The following is a 17,708-nucleotide window of genomic DNA, read 5'->3' as shown; positions in this document are numbered from 1 at the left end:
GGAATGAGGGCACAGATAAAGTGGGAGCTTGAGGACCCCTACAACCTCATCGTATTCATCTTTGGCTTCATCATGCTCGGCATCACCTTCTTTTCCGGCCTGACGAGCAACGATACGGTGTTCATGATAGCAGGACCGGACAGTGTAATAGTCTCCGAATCGGCCAAGAACATTGGCCTCACCCTTCCGAGACTGGGAGTCGAGGAGTACACGATATTTGCCCTCACTGGAGCGTTGCTGGTTTCTCTGATGCTCAGGTACGACAGGGATACGAGGGTTGCCAAGAGCGTCTACAGCCTGCCCGTCAGGAACCACTCGGTGGTACTCTCTAAGGCGCTCTCCGCGATGGTACTGCTCTTCCTCGCCTCAATCCTGCCTGCGTTCCTGGCTTTCATATACATTCACGGTGACATACCGGGCCTCATCGGAAGGGCACTCTTCGACGAGGGCTTTTTGGTAGGCTACCTCCTGTACTGGGCTATGATGGTGCTCTACGTGGTGTCCCTCTCAGCCCTGGTGGCGATGCTTTCACCCAACACCTTCGCTTCCCTCCTGGGGAGCATCACCCTCCTCTACGTGCCACTCGTGCTCAAACTGAGGAGCCTTCCCCCCGCGGTGATTGACGACGCGTTCTTCAAGGCCTACACAACCCAGTTTTACTCCTCCGACAGGATAGCGGCGTTTCTTGACGGTTCCTTCAACGTGGGGCTTCTCCTTCCGGTGGCGATGCTGGGGATGGCCCTTATACTCAGCGAGTGGAGGGACGTCTCATGAGGCTCCTGAAGGCGATATTGCTGTCTATGGTAATCATGACCGTTCTGGTGTTTCCGATAGAGAAGAACGCGCTGACCCAGCCGATTTCCGAGGTCGTTCTTATGGGACAGGGAATCATCGTGCCTTCCTCGGGGATGGTCATGCTTAGCTCCAGCGCCGACGAGGGAACCGAATACGCCGTTAGGGTCTTCGATCCAGAAACCGGGAGGGCGGTCCTCGAGAGGAACGTGACCGGGAGCTTCAGGGGAAGGGTTATGCTGGAGCACTCCGGCCCCTACTACTTCTCGGTTCAGACCATGGCACCAGTGACGATGGCGGTCAGGGTCATAAACAGGTACCCCTCCGTAACGGTCCTCAACATCAGGTACGGCCTGGGCGGAGTGAGCGCCCTGCTTCTGGCGGCAATCCTGCTGGTGGAGGGGAGGAAGAAATGATAACCGCGAGAAACCTCACGAAGAGGTTTGGAAAGCTCGTGGCTCTGGATTCGGTGAATCTTGAAATAGACGGAGGACTAACGCTTATACTCGGTCCCAACGGCGGAGGAAAGAGCACCTTCCTGAACCTCTGCGCCGGCCTCTACCGGCCAAGCAAAGGGGAAATCAAGGTCCTCGGGGAGAACCCCTGGAGCAACGATGGGCTGAGGAAAAGGATTGGGGTCTCCTTCGACCCGCCGGCTCTTCCGAAGCACAGGACGGCCAGGGAATGGCTCGGTTACATAGCGGAGGTCAAGGGTCTGAGGGAGGAAGAAGTAACCAACGCCGCGGAGCTGTTCTCTGCGGTGAATTACCTCGACAGGAAGATGGGGGAGTACTCTGCCGGAATGCTCAAGAGAATCAGCCTCACCCAGGCGTTCCTCGGAAAGCCGGAGCTGGTGCTCCTTGACGAACCCCTGGCAAACCTTGACCTGGAGGGAATAAAGGAAGTGGCGAGGGTAATCGGAGAGCAGGCCCAAAAGGGAACCAACATGGTGGTGGTTTCTCACATCTGGCGCCCGCTGGTTGAGTTCGCTGACAGAATCGTCGTGATAGCCGCAGGAAAGGTTGTGATGACGGGAACCCCGGAGGAGGTGGTGCCAAAAATCGAGGAGATCTAACCTCTCCACTCCCCCACTAGCCTCTCAACTTCCCTCCAGACCCTCTCCCTGTCGGCTTTATCAACCACAAGAAAAACGTCCTGAACGCTCCCATCGCTCTTGGCAACGAGCTTGAGACCCGTCTTGGTTTCCCTCGAGACCTTTATCTCGAAGCCCCTTGAATCGCTCGCGTATATCCTTCCGGGGATTACCTTTTTGACCCCTGGTATAGCCGCTATCATCTCCAGGGGCTTCTCAAGGCCCTTCAGGAAGTGGTGTTCCCTCTTGACGCCTCTCTTGAAGTGCCTGGGCATGGTCTAAGAAGGGAAGCGGCGCTTTTTAGGGTTTTCTCACCGCCGGACCATGAAGAACCAGGTGAACCCTATTAGAGCCAGGAGAACGACCGCCGCCCAGAATTCAAGAGCGTAGACCCGCGGTACTGTGCATTCTGTGTAGGTCACGTTCTCCGAGGTTACCCTGAACTCGCTTCCTACGGGCTGTCCCAGGGGAAAGGCTTTCAGCCCACCGTCGCAGTAGAGAACGGAGAGGCTGGAAATCCCCCGGATCCCAACGCTCTCGTTTCCAAACTCCAGAAGCTCCCCGCTTGAGTTGGAGTCCGGGGCAAAGTAGTGCATGATGCTGGGGGGCACCAGGAGAACCGCGTTCTCGAGTTCGTACGCCTGGAGATGCCCCGCCTCCTCCGCGGCCCAAAGGTGCGCAGTCACAGCATCCAGGGGCAGTTCGAGGCCAGCCCCGGGAACCATAAGCCGCCCCCCGGACACGCTAACGCTCACTCCCCTGGGCATCTCTTCGGGGGCATCCCCCGTCAGTCTAACGCCGTGCTCCCCTTTAACAACGGTTACCCCCTTGAAGTAGGTGCCGCTCTCGGCCTCCCTCAGGTCGAGAACCCCAGCGGTAATGTTCCTGGCGACGTTAACCGCGACCAGTTCGTTCTCCCCGGTCTGGACCACGAGGTACGGGACCGCAACGGCGAAGTTGGGCTCCCCATCGGTGTTTGACTTCACCGCAGTGACCGGCTCAAAGCAGTCCCGCCCCATGCGGTAAACCCGAATCGAGCCGTCCATCGAGGCCACGAACAGGTAGTAGAACCCCCGGTACTGGTAAACCACCGGGGCCTCCCAGGACCTACCCATGAAATACGCCCCGCTGGAGTTTATGTAGAAGTTGTAGTGAACGCAGCAGGCAGATGGCACGAGTGCGCCGCTCATGGAGGGCGAGTAGGTGGTGTATTCAAGCGACAGCACCGCCGCGTCCCCGTAGGTGGCAACGACGTAAAAGTCCAGGCTTTCTGCCCCGAGGTAGTCCGCGGAACCCGATGGCAGAGAAAGGAGGAGAACGTGGAGAACCAGGAGAAGGCCAAGAACCCTTCTCATACTCATGCCCTCTTCCTGACCTTAACCGCAACGCCCTTCCTGACTCTAACCATCTCCTCTCCAGCCAAAACCGCCTTACCGACGCCTATTACCTTTCCGTCCCTCACTATGCCCACTATGTCGTCCGGCCTTATTGCAGGATCGGCCTCGTCAACACCGACAGCGAAGACGTCGCCGCGGAGCTCGAAGTCCACCTTCACACAGTAGGCATTGAGGGCATCGTATATCCTCTGCATTCCATAGGGCGTGACGCTTATCACGCCGTCCTTGAAGGTTCCGGTCTGCTGATTATCAACGAAGAGGCGGAGCATCTTTGAACCCTTGACCTTTCCGTTCTCCGGAAGGACGGCCTCCCCGGCGCCGGCGCCAAAGTAGAAGTCAAAGACCTTCCTGATGTTCTCGAAGTAGCGGTAGGTCCTGTCCTCCTTGGTCGCTTCAAGCTCGAACTCCCTCAGGGTCTCGGTGAGGGACTTCAGGCTCTCCCTGCTCGTGGTGCCGTTCTCCACGCGGGTGAAGGTTATTTCCCTTCCCGAGAGCTCGGAAGCGAGTTTAGCTATCTCAACGTAGGCCTCGTCGAGGTGAGCTATAACCGGAACGTCCTTCGGGTACTTCTCGAGAGTCTTGGCGAGGAGTTCGGCCGCAGGTTTAATCTCCTCCTCGCCCCAGTGGCCGGTGACCACTATATCGTACTTGGCAAGCCACTCCCACTCCCTTGGGACAACGCCGAAGGGGGACGTGAGGATGAGCTCGTGGACTTTGGTTATTCCGGAGCCGAGGGCTTCCTTGACCGCCCTCCTGTAAAGTGTGTGGCTCCTCGAGAAGGAGTAGGGCTTCTTGGCGGAGCACGGGAAGAGGAGAACCAGCTCGGTGTTCTTCGGAGGAACGAAGCGCTCGGCAACCCTCGAATGCCATCTCCTGACCTCAGGCCTTCTAATCGAGGCGTCGCTGATGAAGTAAACCGTCTCCTTCTGGATCGGCGTGTATTTCTCGAGGTAGTCGGGATGCTCCAAATCCGCTATGCGGAGTATTCCCGCGTGGTACTGAGTGTTGAAGAAGTTCTCGACGAGGTAGCGGAGTTTACCCTCCTTGAGGGCCTTCCTGACCAGTGCGATCGTCTCACGGGCGAAGTCGAGGGAGTTGGCCTCTTCCTTCCAGAGGAACGGACTGTACCCGGTGAAGCCCTTCCCCTCGAAGTCGTAGAGCTTGAGGGAGCGGGTGTCGAAGGCATCGACGCCGAGGTAAACGGCGAGCGGATAGAAGAACGGTTCCAGATCGGCGATTATCATGACGTTGGGGAACCTCTCGCGCAGCTCGCGCAGGATTCTCACGAAGTAGCGGTACTCCCTCACGAGGATTTTGGAGTTGCCGAGGTAGACGGCATCGAAGTTGTAGCGCTCGATTATCTTGAAGAACTCACCCAGGTAGGAGGTCCTCCTCAAAGCCGGCAGGTAGAAGGCGTTGAAGCCCTCGTAGTTCACGCTCCAGAGCCTTCCGAGGGCCTTCTCTATAACCTCGTCCGGCGTGTAGAAGCCGAGGGGTATCGCGGGGGCGAGGTTGAAGTCGTACCCCCCCTGCCCCACGGGATGGAAGAAGGAGTTGAACGGGGAGAGCGTAAAGTCTACCCCTGCCAGTGCCGGGGTCGTGAAAGAGCGCTCCCCTGTCCTGACGAGACCCAGTCTCCCGGGCCCCTCGTGCCTGATGACTTCCATAGCCAGGCCTCAGACAAGGTTGTACCTCTGGAGGAGGAGCAGCTCGTCGAGGGTGAGCTTCTCGCCCTTCTTGAACTTCTCAAGGGCCTCGACGGCCTTCTCGAAGCTGGCGTCCTTCTTGGCGTGCATCCTGGCAACGAGCCTGTAGGCGATGAGCTCCTTGTGCTTCTCGTCGTACTCGCGTATCTTCTTCTCGATGCTGCGGAGCTCCTTCCTGACCTCCCTGATCTTGTCGCGGAGCTCGACGACCTTGGCGTGGTACTCGTCGGCCTCCTTCTTGACCTCGTCGGCCTGGTTGAACGCCGCTATCATCTGCTCGTGGAACTGCTGGCTCTGGTTGGCGAGCTTCTGTATCTCGAGGCTGATGTTCCTCCTGGCCTTCTTGAGCTGATCGACCTTCTTCCTGGACTCGACGAGCTTCTTGTGGAAGCGCTCGGCCTGCTGGAGTATCTCAAGCTCGGTGGCGAGAACCTGTATCTGGTCTACGATCTGCTTCTCCCTGTCGGGGGTTATGTTCGGGTTGGTCTGGAGCTCCCACTCGAGCTTCTCTATCCTCTCCTGGATCTTCGCCGGCGGCATCTTGAGCCTGCGGAGCTGGTTGTACTCGTCCCTCTTGGTGCGGTACTCGAGTATCTCCTGATAGAGGAGGTCGAGCTTCGCGTTTATCTCCTCACGGTTCTTCTTCAGCTCCTGTATCTGCGCGTTGATTTCATCGCGCTTGGCCTTGTACTCCCTGCCCTTCTGGCGGAGTCCCTTGACCTCGTTGTTCTTCTCGTCCCTCTTCTGGATCCAGATTTGAAGCTCCTTTTCAAGCTCATCCAGTTTGGCCCTTATCTCGTTTCTCTCCTTTTCAAGGGCCTCTATCTCCCTCTTGATCCTCTTAATCTCCTCTGGGTCCACTTTCGTCTGCATCGCTCTTACCCCTCTCCCTTTTTAGAACAGCTGACCTGCTCAAACATTTCTGGACTCAAAAAGGAATGAGCAAATAAAAACTTTTTGGCCAAAATTCCCTCAACCGGAGAAAAATGGAAACACAAAAGGGAAAAGACCTCACTTGCCGACCTCACCCCCCTGCGTGTACGGCATGAACTCTACCGTGCCCCTCTGCTTCGTCGGCTGCTTGTAGAGCTCCATCAGGGCGTAAACCTCCTCCGGAACGTCCGTGCTGACGTGAAGGCCCAGCTCCCTGGCCTGCTCGTATGTGATCGGGTAGTCGTGCGTCCACCTGCCCTCGGTGAGCACCTGGGCAAGCTCCCTGGCCTTCTCATCGCCGTAGCGGTCCTTCAGCAGGTTGTAAACGAAGTCGCGGACCTGGTTGATGGCCTTCTCCGCAACGTCCGCCAGGATAAGGGTCTGGTCGTCCACCTTGTCAACGCCCTTCCTCTCGACGGCCCTGACGATGCTCGGTCCAGGGTACTGGCCAAGCTGGGGGTCAACCGGCCCCAAAACCGCGTGCGGGTCCATGATTATCTTGTCGGCCGCGAGTGCTATCAGAGTTCCGCCGCTCATGGCGTAGTGGGGGACTATGACGCGCGTTTCAGCAGGATGGTCGTGGAGCGCCTTCGCTATCTGCGTCGCGGCAAGTACTAGGCCTCCTGGGGTGTGGATTATCAAATCAATCGGCTTGTCCTTTGGGGCCGAGCGGATGGCCCTGAGGACCTCCTCGCTGTCCTCGACGCTTATGAACTTGTAGAACGGTATTCCGAAGAGTCCTATACTCTCCTGCCTGTGGATCATGGTTATTACCGTTGATTTTCGCTTTTCCGAGAGCCTCTTGAGCAGTTTGGCCCTGGCCAGCTGCAGGCTCCTGTACTGCATCTGGGGCCACAACAGGATGTACATGAAGAACAGCCACCACAGCAGTGAACCGAAGAATCCGGTAGCGGCCTCTCCCATGTTATCACCGGAGAAAGAAGGGAGGGAGGATATTTATAGAATTTGGTTCAGCCCTTTATAACCTGCGTTCCGGTCTTTCCTTCGAGGGCCTCAACTGCCCTGTCGAGCGCCGCTATGACCGCCCTCTCGCCGCCCCACTCGACGAACCTTATCGCGGCGAGAACCTTCGGTCCCATACTGCCCTTCTTGAAGTGGCCCTCCTCGTAGTACTTCCTGAGCTCCTCGACGGCGACCTTTCCGAGCCAGCGCTCGTCGGGTTTGCCGAAGTTCACCGCCGCGCCGTTTACGTCGGTCAGGATCATGAATATATCCGCCTTGACTTCCTCCGCCAGCCTCTCCCCGGCCAGATCCTTGTCTATTACCGCCTCAACGCCCCTAAGCTTTCCGTCCTCCTCGATGACGGGGACTCCACCGCCACCGCTGGTGATCACTATGAAGCCCTTCTCAACGAGGTCCTGGATGATCTCCGCCTCGACGTGCCCTATCGGGTCCGGGCTCGGCACAACCCTCCTCCAGCCCCTGCCGGAGTCCTCCACGACGACCCAGCCCTTCTCCTCCGCGAGCTTTTTGGCGGTCTCCTCGTCGTAGAACGGCCCAACCGGCTTGCTCGGGTGCTGGAAGGCGGGATCGTTCTTGTCAACGATGGTTTGGGTGACTATCGTCGCCACAGGCCTGTCTATTCCGCGCCTCTTCAGCTCGTTCCTTATCGCCTGCTGTATCATGTACCCTATCTGCCCCTGGGTCATCGCGCCGGCAACGTCCATCGGCTGGGCCGGAATGCCGTGGGTGGCCTGACCGGCGTCCATGTGGAGAAGCAAAGCACCGACCTGGGGACCGTTACCGTGGGTGATTACAACCTCGTAATCGCCGTCTAGGATTATATCCACTATCTGTTTGGCCGTCTTCATGACGTTGGCCATCTGCTCCTCGTAGGTTCCCTTCTGGCCTCGCTGAAGAATAGCGTTACCGCCCAAGGCTATTACAACCCTCTTCATGAGCATCACCTCCGGGATGGATAGATACGCGGGGGAGGATAAAAACGTTCGTTAGGAGCCAGGGCTGTTCACTGGAAAAAGGTTCGGGGGGCGGGAAAATAAGTTGGCAAAGGTAAAGAGTAGCAGCCCAAGAAGGGGCTCCCCTCAGAGATACCACTCGGAGAAGCTTCCCAGTCCGAGCCTCTCAAGGGTTCTCATGACGCCGAGGGCGATGCCCTCAACCTCTATCCCTCCGGGCGGCTTGTACGCATCGCCGACGATGTAAACATCGCCCATCGGGAAGTCCTCAACGGTCTGGCCGCTGGCAACCCTGTTAACGGGATTCCCATCGAGGTAGGTCTGTATCAGCAGGATTTCCCCTTCCTCGTCGAGGTTCGGGAAGATGCGGTATATGTCCTCTATCCCCTTCCTCTGCTCTGCCTTGACGTTCCTGCTCTGGAGGGCGTGGTGGAGCATTATCAGGGTGTGGCCTTCCCTGGCGAGCTCCGGGCTCAGCGATGAAGGCTCGTTGTAGCCGTTTATCCTCTCGGTGTCGAGGGTGAAGACGACGGTGTTGCCTATCCTCGGCCCACCCTTCAGCGCCACGTTGTACTTTATGCCCTCGCTCGGCTTTAGGGAATCCACCCTCTTCAGGTAATCGCGGTCGAAGTTGTCCCTGCCTATGAGCTCGACGGTTTCCTTTATTCCAACGTTGGAGATGAGAACGTCGTAATTCAGATCATCGCCGTCAGCGGTGATGACTTTCTTTTCCTCGACGTCGATTTCAACGGCCCTCTTCCTCTTGATTATCCTTCCGCCGTTGCCGAGGATTATCGAGCTCAGCGCCTCGGGAATCGCCCTGCAGCCACCCTTAACAAGCCCGGGCCCGCCCCACCTCAGGGCCGCCTTTATCTCCCTCGCCAGCTCTCCGGCAGGGACGTCCAAGACGCTGTCGGCCCAGCCGAGGAAGCTCTTGATGAAGAGGTCAGCAAACTCGTTGTCGCCTATCCTTTCCTTTATCCACTCGCGGCCGCTCATCTCGGCCTCTTCACCTTTCGGGAGTTTTCCGCGCTTTACATCGAGTAGCAACTTTGTGGCCTTTGCCTTCTCCGTGAAGCTCAGGTACTTCCAGCCATCGCGGTAGTGGAAGGTCTTTCCTCCGTAGAATATCATTCCCTTGGGGTCTGAGTTCACTATCTGGACGTTTGCGCCGAGAAGCTTGAGGAGGTAAGCCAGAGGCCCGTCCTCACCGTGGGGGAGCATATGAAAGGCGCCCGTCGAGAGGCCAAAGCCCCCGTACTCCAGATTCGTGAAGCGGCCGCCGATGTATGGCGACCTTTCGATGACGGTGACATCGTAACCGTTTTTGGCCAGGAACGAGGCCGTCAGAAGGCCGCCGATTCCGGAGCCTATTACAACCGCCCTCATTTTTCTCACCTGAGAACCTGAGGAAAGAGGAGAATATAAGGGTTGTTCCCAGAAGGAAGAAAAAACTCACAGCCTCCACTCCACTCCCAGAATCTCGCTGTAGGCCTCCAAGACCCTGCTAAGGTACTCCTTTGCCGTTCCGACCTTGTCGACCCTGAACCTCTCGGCCCAGCGCTCGTTGCCGAACTCCTCGCTTCCGGCGGCGACGAGGTCTATAACGCGCATCGAGTCCCAGAATGCCGGGGCGTAGCCGGCCTTTCTCGCGTACTCGATGAGCCTCTTGAGCTGCTTCCTGGCGTGCTCCTCCATGTCAACGTTCTCCCCGTAGGTGTCCATGAAGAGCGCCCTGAGGACGGGCTTCATCCATCCCCTGTGGAAGCGGCACCAGCCGACGTTGTCGTACCAGAACTCCCAGAGGGCCGAGGCGATTATCTTCTGCGCGAGCTCCTCCGGCTCAAGGAAGACGCCGAACTGGTAGAACGTCCAGTATCTTCCCTGAATCGGGAGCGGTATGTAGTTGCCTATCGCCCAGTACATCGTCGGCGTCATCTCGCCGTTCTCGCCGAGCGGAACGAAGACGCCGTAATCCTTGAAGCTCTCGCCGTACTTGAGCCTGTCCTTAAAGCGCTCGTCGAAGATTACGCTCGCCTTCCTCTTGCCGAGGCCGATTATCCTTGCTATCTCGTTCTCGCCGAAGGCGACGCGGTGGGCCAGCTCCGCCACGAGCTTCGCGTTGACCTCGCTCGCCTCCACCGGCCTCTCGAGGAGTGCCTCCTTCGTGAACTCGGGCTTTCCACTTATGCCCACTTCCTCCGGCTTGAGCAGACCGCGGTGGACGAGCTCAAGGACCCACGCTGCGGTTCCACCGAACTCTATGGCGTCGAAGCCCATCGCATCGGCGGCGTGAACGCTTACGTCGCTGGCCCTCAGACTTATGCTCCCGCTGAGCGGACCGTTGGCCTCGTAGGGCTCGTACTCGACGTGGTGGCCGCGACGGTACTTCTTGCAGACCACCGGGCACGGCTCGCCGCAGGTCGTCCAGTTCTTCGGCTTTATAGCCTCTTCGTTGAAGGGCTCCCAGTAGTGCTTCATTATGTTCTCGTGAATCCTTATGCGCTCCTCCTTCGGAATGTAGGGCATCTGCCAGTTGAGTATCGGAACGAAGTCCCCCTCGGCCGGGTAGTTGCCGCCGAAGGTTCCGCCGGTGTTGAGCTTGGGGTTGAAGCGGTATTTGGTCGTCTTCTCGGCTATTATCTCGTTGTAGGGCTTCTTGTGGACGCCCTCGACGATGCCCTTGGCGGTTCTAAACGATGAGATGTCCTCGCCCGGGAAGGTTCTCCTCCTCGGCTTTCCGCCGAAGATAATTCCAACGACGTTGTGGGCACGGAGGAGAACGCTTCCTGAGCCTCCGCGGGCGGCCCAGTCCTCGCTGCCTACGAGCCTCTCTCCCTTCCTGAGGGCCTGGGAGAATATTGCGCCGTAGTTGGTGTTTAGGGCGGAGGGGCCGACGACTGCTATGCGGTACTCGAAGTCGAACTTATCGCCAAATGTATCGATGAGGTACTGCGTGAGGGCATAGACTCCTTCCTCATCCTTGTAGCCCCTCCAGATTTCAACGACCTTCTCAAGCTCGATCTCGTGGAGTTCAACCCTTACGCTCTCGCCGTCGTTGTAGAGGAGAACCACGACGGGCTTCTCGGCCTTGCCCTCGAAGGTCACGAAATCAACGCCGACGTTCTTGAAGGCATAAGCGGCACCGCCCATTGCGGAGGGGAAGAGCGTTCCGTAGAGCGGTGAGCGGAAGAAGAACATGAGCCTGTGGGCCCCGGGCAGGGTCGAGCCTGAGAAGGGCCCCATACCCATGATAACGACGTTCTTGGGGTCGTATGGCTCAACCTTGTAGGTTTCGAGGTTCTCGTGAATCTCTATGCCGTAGTCTATGACCCCGTATATCCCGTTCCTCTCCAGCTCCTCACTCTCCACCTTCTTCTCGTCCAGATTGAGCCTGAGAACTGTGAACTTCATGACTCCCACCCCTTTGTATCACTCCGAGTGTTAGTTTTGGGCTGAAGAATATTTAAGGCTTCCGATGGGCATATCAAGAAAGTTGGGCGGGAGGTTATAAAAACCTTTAGCAATCCCATTGCAAGGAACGCTGCGGAAACCAAAGGAGAAAAAGAAGACGGGGGATCACTCGATCTTCTCGAACCTCTCCTCGAGCCTCTTGAGGACGCCCGGAAGGGTGGTGTACTCCATATCCTCCATCGGGAGCCTGTGGGGCTCGAACGGACCGTGCCTGCGCATGTACTCGGCGACCTCAACGGCCTTCTGCCTGGCGCCGTCGAAGGCCGGGTCGTCGAAGAGGTCAACCGGGCCAACGAGCTTTCCTTCTGGGCTTATCTGCCAGCCGAGGGCAACGACCCTTGGAGGACCGTCGAACCTGGTCGGGTTGGCCTGGTGCATCGGAACCGGCATTATCGGGCCGTTGTGGGAACCCCTCATCCAGCCGCTGACCAGGTGCGGGAAGGCGAAGGGCTCGAGGACCTCACCGAGGGCAGGCAGTCCGCTCTGGGCGCGGACTATCGCGACTGGGTCGTCCTTTCCGATGTACTCACCGGCTATCTCGAAGAGCTTCTCGGTGCTCACAACCGCGACCGGCTCGTCCTTGGATATCTTGTGGCCCTCCTTCGGGAAGACGCGCTTGATGACATAGCGGCTCTTGGCACCGATGAGGGCGAGGAGGTCGTAGACTTCCTCCGGGGTGTTGAGGATCACGCGCTTGTGCTCCTTTATGTCCCAGACCTCGAAGCGGAAGCCCATGTGCATGTTCGGGTCGATGACGAGGCCAGCGGTGTTGAACGGGTCGGCAAACATCCTGAATATCGGCAGGTTGAATGCCCCAGGCTCGGTCTTGTCCATGTGGAACGTGACAACGGGCTCGCTCTTCCTGAGGGTTATCTCCATCTCGGCTATTCCGGGACCCATTCCACGGATGTTGCCGCTGAAGGCGTCCTTGAGGAGGTCCTGACCGGCACCGTAGAGGCCGAGCTCCTTGGCAACCTTGGTGGCCTCCTCGAAGGCCTTCCAGGCCAGGCCGTGTATCTCGGAGCTGTCAACGCCCTTCCTGTGGGTCATGATGAGCTGAAGGTCATCGCCGCAGGTGGCGACGTAGAAGTCGATGATGGTTCCGTCCTCGACGGCCTTTGAGAGGACTTCCTCGGCCGTCTCGACGAGCTGCGGGTGCACCCTCGAGTGCCCCGGCCAGCCGCCGATGTCTGCCTTGATCACGCTGAGGGTTATCTTTTCTCCAACTGCCATTGGCAACCACCGATAGCTTTAACCACTTTTATGCTTATAAAACGTTAATATCACCGTCGATGATACACAAAAAGGAGTCAAAATTCGGGGAGTCTAAGGGCGCGGGAGCAAAACGAAAGGGACTCACTCGCAGATATCGGTCCAGCCGAACTCCTCCCTGGCCACCTTGATGAGGTTCTTGAGCTCCTCCTTCTTGATGTTGACGCTGGAGCTCGCCCCGACGAGGGCTATGATGCCGTGAACCTCTTCCTGAACCTGAATCACGTCGTCGCTGACCTTGATTATGCGGAGCTCCCTCCTGGCTGTCTCGTCGTCGCTTATCTTGAACTTATCCTTTCCAATAACCACTGGCTCCTCCATGGCAATCACCGTAATATTTTTGTAAGCCAAAGTTAATAAAACTTCCGCCAATCATAAAACTTATAAACCTACTCCCGCTAAGGTTAAGCTGGACGGGGGCATGGTGTAGCCTGGTCCATCATCGCGGGCTCCAGAGGTATGAGGACTTGCGGGTTTGCTGATTTGGGGATGAGCCTTTGGAGCTCTGACCCGGAGAAACCCGCGGACCGGGGTTCAAATCCCCGTGCCCCCACCATTAAAACTTTTCTGGCGGAATGTTTCTGACTGTTCTCCCGGGCTTTTGTCGTAGAGTGCATGCTTTTTGAGAGGGCGTTTCGGGTGAGGTTTGCACTTTTAACTTGCCTGTTTTTGGGAGTGTTTTTTGTTTTTGAGCACCTTCGGACGCCGATTTGGAGAAAACTCTGCAGTCAAAGACGTTCCCACCAAGAACTAGCTTTTTCGACCGAATCCCATAAAAAACCAGCAAAAATCAGAGGAATGCACGCCGGGGGCGTGCTCACTTAAGCTTCTCCAAGATTATCGCGGGGCAGACCTTGGTGACGCCATCAAGCCTGCCTATCTTGTTGGAGATTATGTCGGACAGGTCCTCCCCGTCCCTGGCCCAGACCTCGGCCATTATCATGTGGTCGCCGCTGGTCAGGTAAACCTCCCTCACGAAATCGAACTCCTTGAGCTTCTCGGCAACGTCAAATATCTTCTCGGGCAGCGTGTCAACGCCCGTGAGGCTGACCAGGTTGTAGCCCAGCTTCGATGGGTCAACGACGACGGTGTACTGCTTTATAACCCCCGCCTCCTCCAGGGCCTTTACGCGCTTCCTTACTGCGGTCTCACTAATGCCCAGAACCTTCGCTATCTCCGTGAACGGAGTGCGGGCATCCTTGGTGAGCATCTCGATTATGATGTTATCTCTCTCGTCAAGCATTTTTACCACCTCTGTTTACCTCTATGCTGACCAAGTATATTAAGTTTTTGAACCCAGGGGTTCTAAAACTAAACCCCAAGTTTAAGTTTGACAACCGTCTCCACGTGGGGTGTGTGTGGGAACATATCGATTCCCACCGCGGTCTCTAGAGAGTAAACCCCTGCCAGTTCGTCGAGGTTGGCCCGGAGGGTCTTCGGATTGCAGGAGACGTAAACGATGCTTTGCGGTTTGTCTTTTAAGATTTTCCTTATCAGTTTGGGATGCAATCCCGCCCTTGGCGGATCAACTATTACCGTATCGTATTCCGAAAGATTTTCGACATCCTTGTCCTGCCCCACCTTGAACGCGGCGTCAACGCCGTTGAGCTCGGCGTTTCTGTTGGCCATCCCCACCGCGAAGGGATTTACCTCGATTCCCTCAACGGAGAATCCCCTCTTGGCCAGGTAGATGCCGAAGGTTCCCACGCCGGAGTAGAGGTCAAGAACCCTCTCCCCGTCAACGAGCTCCGCCACCCTGCGCACCAGGGTGACCGCCTGATGGCTGTTCGTCTGGAAGAAGCTGTTTGGATGTATCAGGTAGGTAACGTCGTCGAGCCGCTCCCGTATGAACTCGCTGCCCCAGAAGCGCTCTATCTCCCCGTAGGAGACGTCGCTCGGGGTCCTGTTCACACTCCAGTACACCGAGTCCGCGTAGTCAAAATAGTCGGGGAAGGAGTCGGGGAGACTGCCCTCCGAAGTGACGAGGTTCACCATCAGCTCGCCCGTGAACTTGCCCTCGCGGATGACGATGTAGCGCAGAAAACCTTCGTTCTTCCGTATCTCGTACAGACTGGGCGCATGGTCCTCTATAAACTCCCTCAGGGAGCGGAGAACCCTCCGGCTGGATTCGCCGAAGACGGGGCACCACCCGATGTCAACCGCGTCCCACCACGTGCCGCGCCTCCTGAACCCAATTCCGTTTGTCGAAACGACAACATCGATGCGGTTTCTATGACCGTAAATCACGGGCGAGGGAATAACTTCGACGTCCATACCAAGAAGGGCCGAGAGCTTCTCAGCCTTGAACTCAACCTGTCTCTCGTAGGGGATGTGCTGGAGAAGGCACCCACCGCAGACCCCAAAGCTGGGACACACAGGGTCCACTCTGCCGGTGGAGGGCTCCACGACCTCAAAATCGGTGGCAATTAGCTTTCGCTTTCTCTTCCGCCATTTCCTCACTTCAACAACGTCGCCGGGTGCCGTGAAAGGAACGTGGATTTCCCTCTTCCCGACGCGTACAACGCCCAGTCCCTCATGATCGAGCCTCTCAACGATTCCCCGCATACTCCCCCCTCCCCGATACGCTTTATAAACCTGCCCTTGGATACCTGCCAACCATGCTCACGGAAGGTTTATTTAGTTCGTTGACGTAACTAGTAATGGTGCCACCGGATGTTCGGCAGGCGTAAGGATGCTGTGTATAAGGTACTCGCCACAAAAAAGAGGGCCGTCGCCCTCCAGAGCTTGAGCGCCGAACTTGAAACACCCGCACCCGCGGTCTTCAGGACCGTGAAGGAGCTGGAATCCGACGGTCTCGTTGAGGTCTTCTACGGCCAAGACAAGGCCGCCATAATGGTTCGTGCCAAAACAATAGGGGACTACATCTGAGCCCCTTTCAATAATTTTCTTGGAATTAATGCAGAGGGAGGCCTAGTTAATGGTATCAATAGTCATCACCGGGAGGGGAGGGGCGGGGAAAACAACGATGAGCGCAAACCTGAGCACGTACTTCTCGCGGAGGGGCTACCGCTCGCTCGTCGTGGACGGCGACCTGTACCTCCCAAAGCTCGCCTTTCACTTCGGGATATACAACCCCCAGTACAACATCCACACCCTTCTGAAGAATCCCGACATGAGGGTTGTTCAGGCGGTGTACCACGACCCCAGAACGGGTGTTGACATACTCCCCGGCAGCTCGAAGCTTTACGATGTCATCGACCTGGATCAGAAAAGACTGAGAGAGATAGTCCGGGAGATTGGAACCAGATACCGGGTTACCGTAATAGACTCCCCCGTCGGCATACCCTTCGACACCATCTCGACCTTCCGGCTCGCCCAGTACCAGCTTATAATAGTGGAGATAGAGCGCTGCCCGATACACTCAGTCCACAGGATGATCGAGAACGAGGTCGTGAAGCTTAAATCGCTGGGGGACGCGTACGGCCTCAAGGTCGGCGTGATACTCAACAAGGTGCGGGAATCGTCCCAGAGCGTGGACGATATAATCGACTTCCTCGAGTACAGCGTGGACGTGCCCGTGGTCGGCGTCATACCCTTCGATCACAGGGTTCCGAAGGCGACGAACTACGGGAGGCCGGTCATCGACTACGCGCCCCACACCAAGGCATCGCGGGCGATAGCCGAGAGCGGCAGCATTCTGAACGACTGGATATTCGGAAGGGAGAAAAATGAAGGTATGCTCCACAGGCTCTACGAGGCGATAATTTCATTCCTCCGCTCCGGTCGAGTTCCTGCGGGCAAAAAGCTCTGAAACCGTGACCAGGGGTATGAACCTGTACCTCTCCCCGATTCTCTCGCCGGCTCCTTCCTCCCTGTCGACCACCACGCTTATGGCGACTATCTCTGCCCCGGCCTTCTCCAGAACCTCGGCCGCGCGCAGGACGCTCCCGCCGGTGGTCGTCACGTCCTCGACCAGGAAAATCCTCTCGCCGGGCTTCACCTCCCCCTCGATCTGGCTTCCGGTGCCGTGTCCCTTGGGCTTTTTCCTGACGATTACGAGGGGCTTTTCGGTTTCCAGAGACAGGGCCGTCGCTATCGGCACAGCTCCAAGCTCCGGGCCGGCGACGCGGTCGAACTCGATGCCAAGGGCCTTGGCCCTCTCCGCCATCAGCCTCGCGATTATCCTCAACGCCCCTGGATTAGTAGAGAGCTTCTTGACGTTGATGTAGTAGTCGCTCTCCCTGCCGGAGGTGAGAACGAAGCGACCGAAGAGGATGGCCTCCTCGGTGAAGAACATGTCTATGAGCCGGGCTTTCGCGTCCTCCATTTTGAACACCTTCGTGTAAATTTCTTGGCAGTTTCAGAGGTGAATCCACATCGAATTTAAAAAAGTTGGGGCCAACATTAATAAGGTGGAATAGTGAAGAAAGTACCATGTTCACACCGGAGAAGGTCATCGAGTACTACTTCGGAATCATAACCGTAGTCGGGGGCCTGTCCGTTCTGCTGGCGATCAAGTACACCCTCCAGAGGTGGCGCTCCTTCCCGGAGAGCGGCTGGAAGGTTCCGGGATTCGCCCTCGGCATCCTTGGCCTCATCATAGCCTCCGTCCTTGAGGCGCCCCTCCTGTTCCTCAAGACGTGGATTGCCCTAGCCTTCGCGGCGGGGATAATCGAGGAGTCGGTGAAGCTCCTGCCCATGAAGTTCTTCGAGCGTTCGCCGGAATGGGAGAAGTGGAAGCTCGTCATAGGCGCTGGCCTCTTCCTCGGGATTGTAGAGGGAATAATGTACACCGCGGGAATCTTCGCCCTGAACCAAGAGCCCTATCTGGTGGCCGTTAGAGTGGTTCTTATGGGACTGCACACCATCTGGGCGGCCATTTCAGCCGGCTTCCTGCTCGGCGAGAGGGGATGGAAGCGCTTTGCTGGACTGGCGTTCTCGATGATAGCGCATGCCCTCTACGACCTCCCCTCCCTGGCGGTGGTGGACGGCTACTCCGGAACCGTTGTGGCGTATCTAGCAGGACTCTCAACGGGCTTCCTTCTCGTGACACCGCTAATGGCAAAGAAGGCCGCCGAGCTGGCCGGAAGACTGGTTCCGAAGGAGGGTGAAGAGTCGGACGAAGTGCGGGAAAACGTTTGAA

The 17,708-nt window shown here is 57.3% G+C and carries 19 protein-coding genes and 1 tRNA gene; 7 read left to right on the top strand and 13 right to left on the bottom strand.

From position 1 onward, the window contains the following. Nucleotides 1–3 precede the first annotated feature (3 nt). From GQS_RS07970 to GQS_RS07960, 3 genes are read left to right on the top strand one after another with little or no spacing between them, the layout of a single operon-like run. Nucleotides 4–774, top strand: a complete 771-nt coding sequence (locus GQS_RS07970; RefSeq protein ID WP_014013175.1) for a hypothetical protein — start codon at nucleotides 4–6, stop codon at nucleotides 772–774. Beyond that, on the top strand, nucleotides 771–1,208 hold the full coding sequence (locus tag GQS_RS07965; protein WP_014013174.1) for a hypothetical protein: 438 nt from the start codon (nucleotides 771–773) through the stop codon (nucleotides 1,206–1,208). Before GQS_RS07970 ends, GQS_RS07965 begins: the two co-directional genes overlap by 4 nt. Continuing rightward, nucleotides 1,205–1,867 (top strand): ABC transporter ATP-binding protein, encoded by a 663-nt coding sequence (locus tag GQS_RS07960; protein WP_014013173.1) that lies wholly within the window; start codon nucleotides 1,205–1,207, stop codon nucleotides 1,865–1,867. Before GQS_RS07965 ends, GQS_RS07960 begins: the two co-directional genes overlap by 4 nt. Here the strand turns inward: GQS_RS07960 and GQS_RS07955 are convergent. From GQS_RS07955 to GQS_RS07910, 10 genes are all read right to left on the bottom strand, one after another. Beyond that, nucleotides 1,864–2,160, bottom strand: coding sequence for a DUF2103 domain-containing protein (locus GQS_RS07955; RefSeq protein WP_014013172.1), 297 nt, complete (start codon nucleotides 2,158–2,160; stop codon nucleotides 1,864–1,866). The two genes, GQS_RS07960 and GQS_RS07955, sit on opposite strands and share 4 nt — an antisense overlap. 36 nt (nucleotides 2,161–2,196) lie before the next feature. Next, nucleotides 2,197–3,246, bottom strand: coding sequence for a hypothetical protein (locus GQS_RS07950; RefSeq protein ID WP_238515738.1), 1,050 nt, complete (start codon nucleotides 3,244–3,246; stop codon nucleotides 2,197–2,199). Continuing rightward, nucleotides 3,243–4,949 carry an archaeosine synthase subunit alpha gene (arcS, locus tag GQS_RS07945; protein WP_014013170.1) on the bottom strand — a complete coding sequence of 569 codons (1,707 nt, stop codon included), beginning with the start codon at nucleotides 4,947–4,949 and terminating at the stop codon, nucleotides 3,243–3,245. Before arcS ends, GQS_RS07950 begins: the two co-directional genes overlap by 4 nt. A 9-nt stretch (nucleotides 4,950–4,958) precedes the next feature. Next, a complete protein-coding gene (locus GQS_RS07940) occupies nucleotides 4,959–5,861 on the bottom strand; it encodes a coiled-coil protein (RefSeq protein WP_014013169.1) in 903 nt (300 codons plus the stop codon). 138 nt (nucleotides 5,862–5,999) lie between these two features. Then, nucleotides 6,000–6,845 (bottom strand): ATP-dependent Clp protease proteolytic subunit, encoded by an 846-nt coding sequence (locus GQS_RS07935; RefSeq protein ID WP_014013168.1) that lies wholly within the window; start codon nucleotides 6,843–6,845, stop codon nucleotides 6,000–6,002. Between the two features lie 47 nt (nucleotides 6,846–6,892). Continuing rightward, nucleotides 6,893–7,840 carry a carbamate kinase gene (gene arcC / locus GQS_RS07930; RefSeq protein ID WP_014013167.1) on the bottom strand — a complete coding sequence of 316 codons (948 nt, stop codon included), beginning with the start codon at nucleotides 7,838–7,840 and terminating at the stop codon, nucleotides 6,893–6,895. A gap of 144 nt (nucleotides 7,841–7,984) precedes the next feature. After that, nucleotides 7,985–9,247 carry an NAD(P)/FAD-dependent oxidoreductase gene (locus tag GQS_RS07925; protein ID WP_014013166.1) on the bottom strand — a complete coding sequence of 421 codons (1,263 nt, stop codon included), beginning with the start codon at nucleotides 9,245–9,247 and terminating at the stop codon, nucleotides 7,985–7,987. Nucleotides 9,248–9,313: 66 nt separating this feature from the next. Continuing rightward, on the bottom strand, nucleotides 9,314–11,272 hold the full coding sequence (gene gor, locus GQS_RS07920) for a glyceraldehyde-3-phosphate:ferredoxin oxidoreductase (protein ID WP_014013165.1): 1,959 nt from the start codon (nucleotides 11,270–11,272) through the stop codon (nucleotides 9,314–9,316). A 165-nt stretch (nucleotides 11,273–11,437) separates the two neighbouring features. Beyond that, nucleotides 11,438–12,565 carry a fructose-1,6-bisphosphate aldolase/phosphatase gene (gene fbp, locus GQS_RS07915; RefSeq protein WP_014013164.1) on the bottom strand — a complete coding sequence of 376 codons (1,128 nt, stop codon included), beginning with the start codon at nucleotides 12,563–12,565 and terminating at the stop codon, nucleotides 11,438–11,440. 123 nt (nucleotides 12,566–12,688) lie between these two features. Next, nucleotides 12,689–12,925 (bottom strand): hypothetical protein, encoded by a 237-nt coding sequence (locus GQS_RS07910; RefSeq protein ID WP_014013163.1) that lies wholly within the window; start codon nucleotides 12,923–12,925, stop codon nucleotides 12,689–12,691. Nucleotides 12,926–13,019: 94 nt separating this feature from the next. On the opposite strand from GQS_RS07910, the gene GQS_RS10905 reads away from it, so the two are divergent. After that, nucleotides 13,020–13,160: transfer RNA gene (locus GQS_RS10905), tRNA-Trp, on the top strand. 261 nt (nucleotides 13,161–13,421) lie between these two features. Here GQS_RS10905 and lrpA read toward each other — a convergent pair. After that, nucleotides 13,422–13,847, bottom strand: a complete 426-nt coding sequence (gene lrpA, locus GQS_RS07905) for an HTH-type transcriptional regulator LrpA (protein ID WP_014013162.1) — start codon at nucleotides 13,845–13,847, stop codon at nucleotides 13,422–13,424. Between the two features lie 68 nt (nucleotides 13,848–13,915). Next, entirely contained in the window at nucleotides 13,916–15,169 is a 1,254-nt protein-coding gene (gene rlmD / locus GQS_RS07900; RefSeq protein WP_014013161.1) for a 23S rRNA (uracil(1939)-C(5))-methyltransferase RlmD, read from the bottom strand. 108 nt (nucleotides 15,170–15,277) lie between these two features. Here rlmD and GQS_RS07895 point away from each other — a divergent pair, with 108 nt between their 5' ends. After that, nucleotides 15,278–15,493, top strand: a complete 216-nt coding sequence (locus GQS_RS07895; protein WP_014013160.1) for a helix-turn-helix domain-containing protein — start codon at nucleotides 15,278–15,280, stop codon at nucleotides 15,491–15,493. Between the two features lie 49 nt (nucleotides 15,494–15,542). Continuing rightward, nucleotides 15,543–16,376, top strand: a complete 834-nt coding sequence (locus tag GQS_RS07890; RefSeq protein ID WP_014013159.1) for a MinD/ParA family protein — start codon at nucleotides 15,543–15,545, stop codon at nucleotides 16,374–16,376. Here GQS_RS07890 and pyrE read toward each other — a convergent pair. Further along, nucleotides 16,332–16,892, bottom strand: a complete 561-nt coding sequence (gene pyrE / locus GQS_RS07885; protein ID WP_014013158.1) for an orotate phosphoribosyltransferase — start codon at nucleotides 16,890–16,892, stop codon at nucleotides 16,332–16,334. The genes GQS_RS07890 and pyrE overlap by 45 nt on opposite strands. Nucleotides 16,893–16,999: 107 nt before the next feature. Between pyrE and GQS_RS07880 the strand changes: the two genes are divergently transcribed. After that, complete coding sequence (locus GQS_RS07880) at nucleotides 17,000–17,707, top strand: protease PrsW (RefSeq protein WP_014013157.1); 708 nt, start codon at nucleotides 17,000–17,002, stop codon at nucleotides 17,705–17,707. Nucleotide 17,708: the final 1 nt, after the last annotated feature.

This window comes from Thermococcus sp. 4557 (assembly GCF_000221185.1).
In the GTDB taxonomy this organism is placed as follows: Archaea; Methanobacteriota_B; Thermococci; order Thermococcales; family Thermococcaceae; genus Thermococcus.
This window is presented reverse-complemented; position numbering and strand designations above follow the sequence as displayed.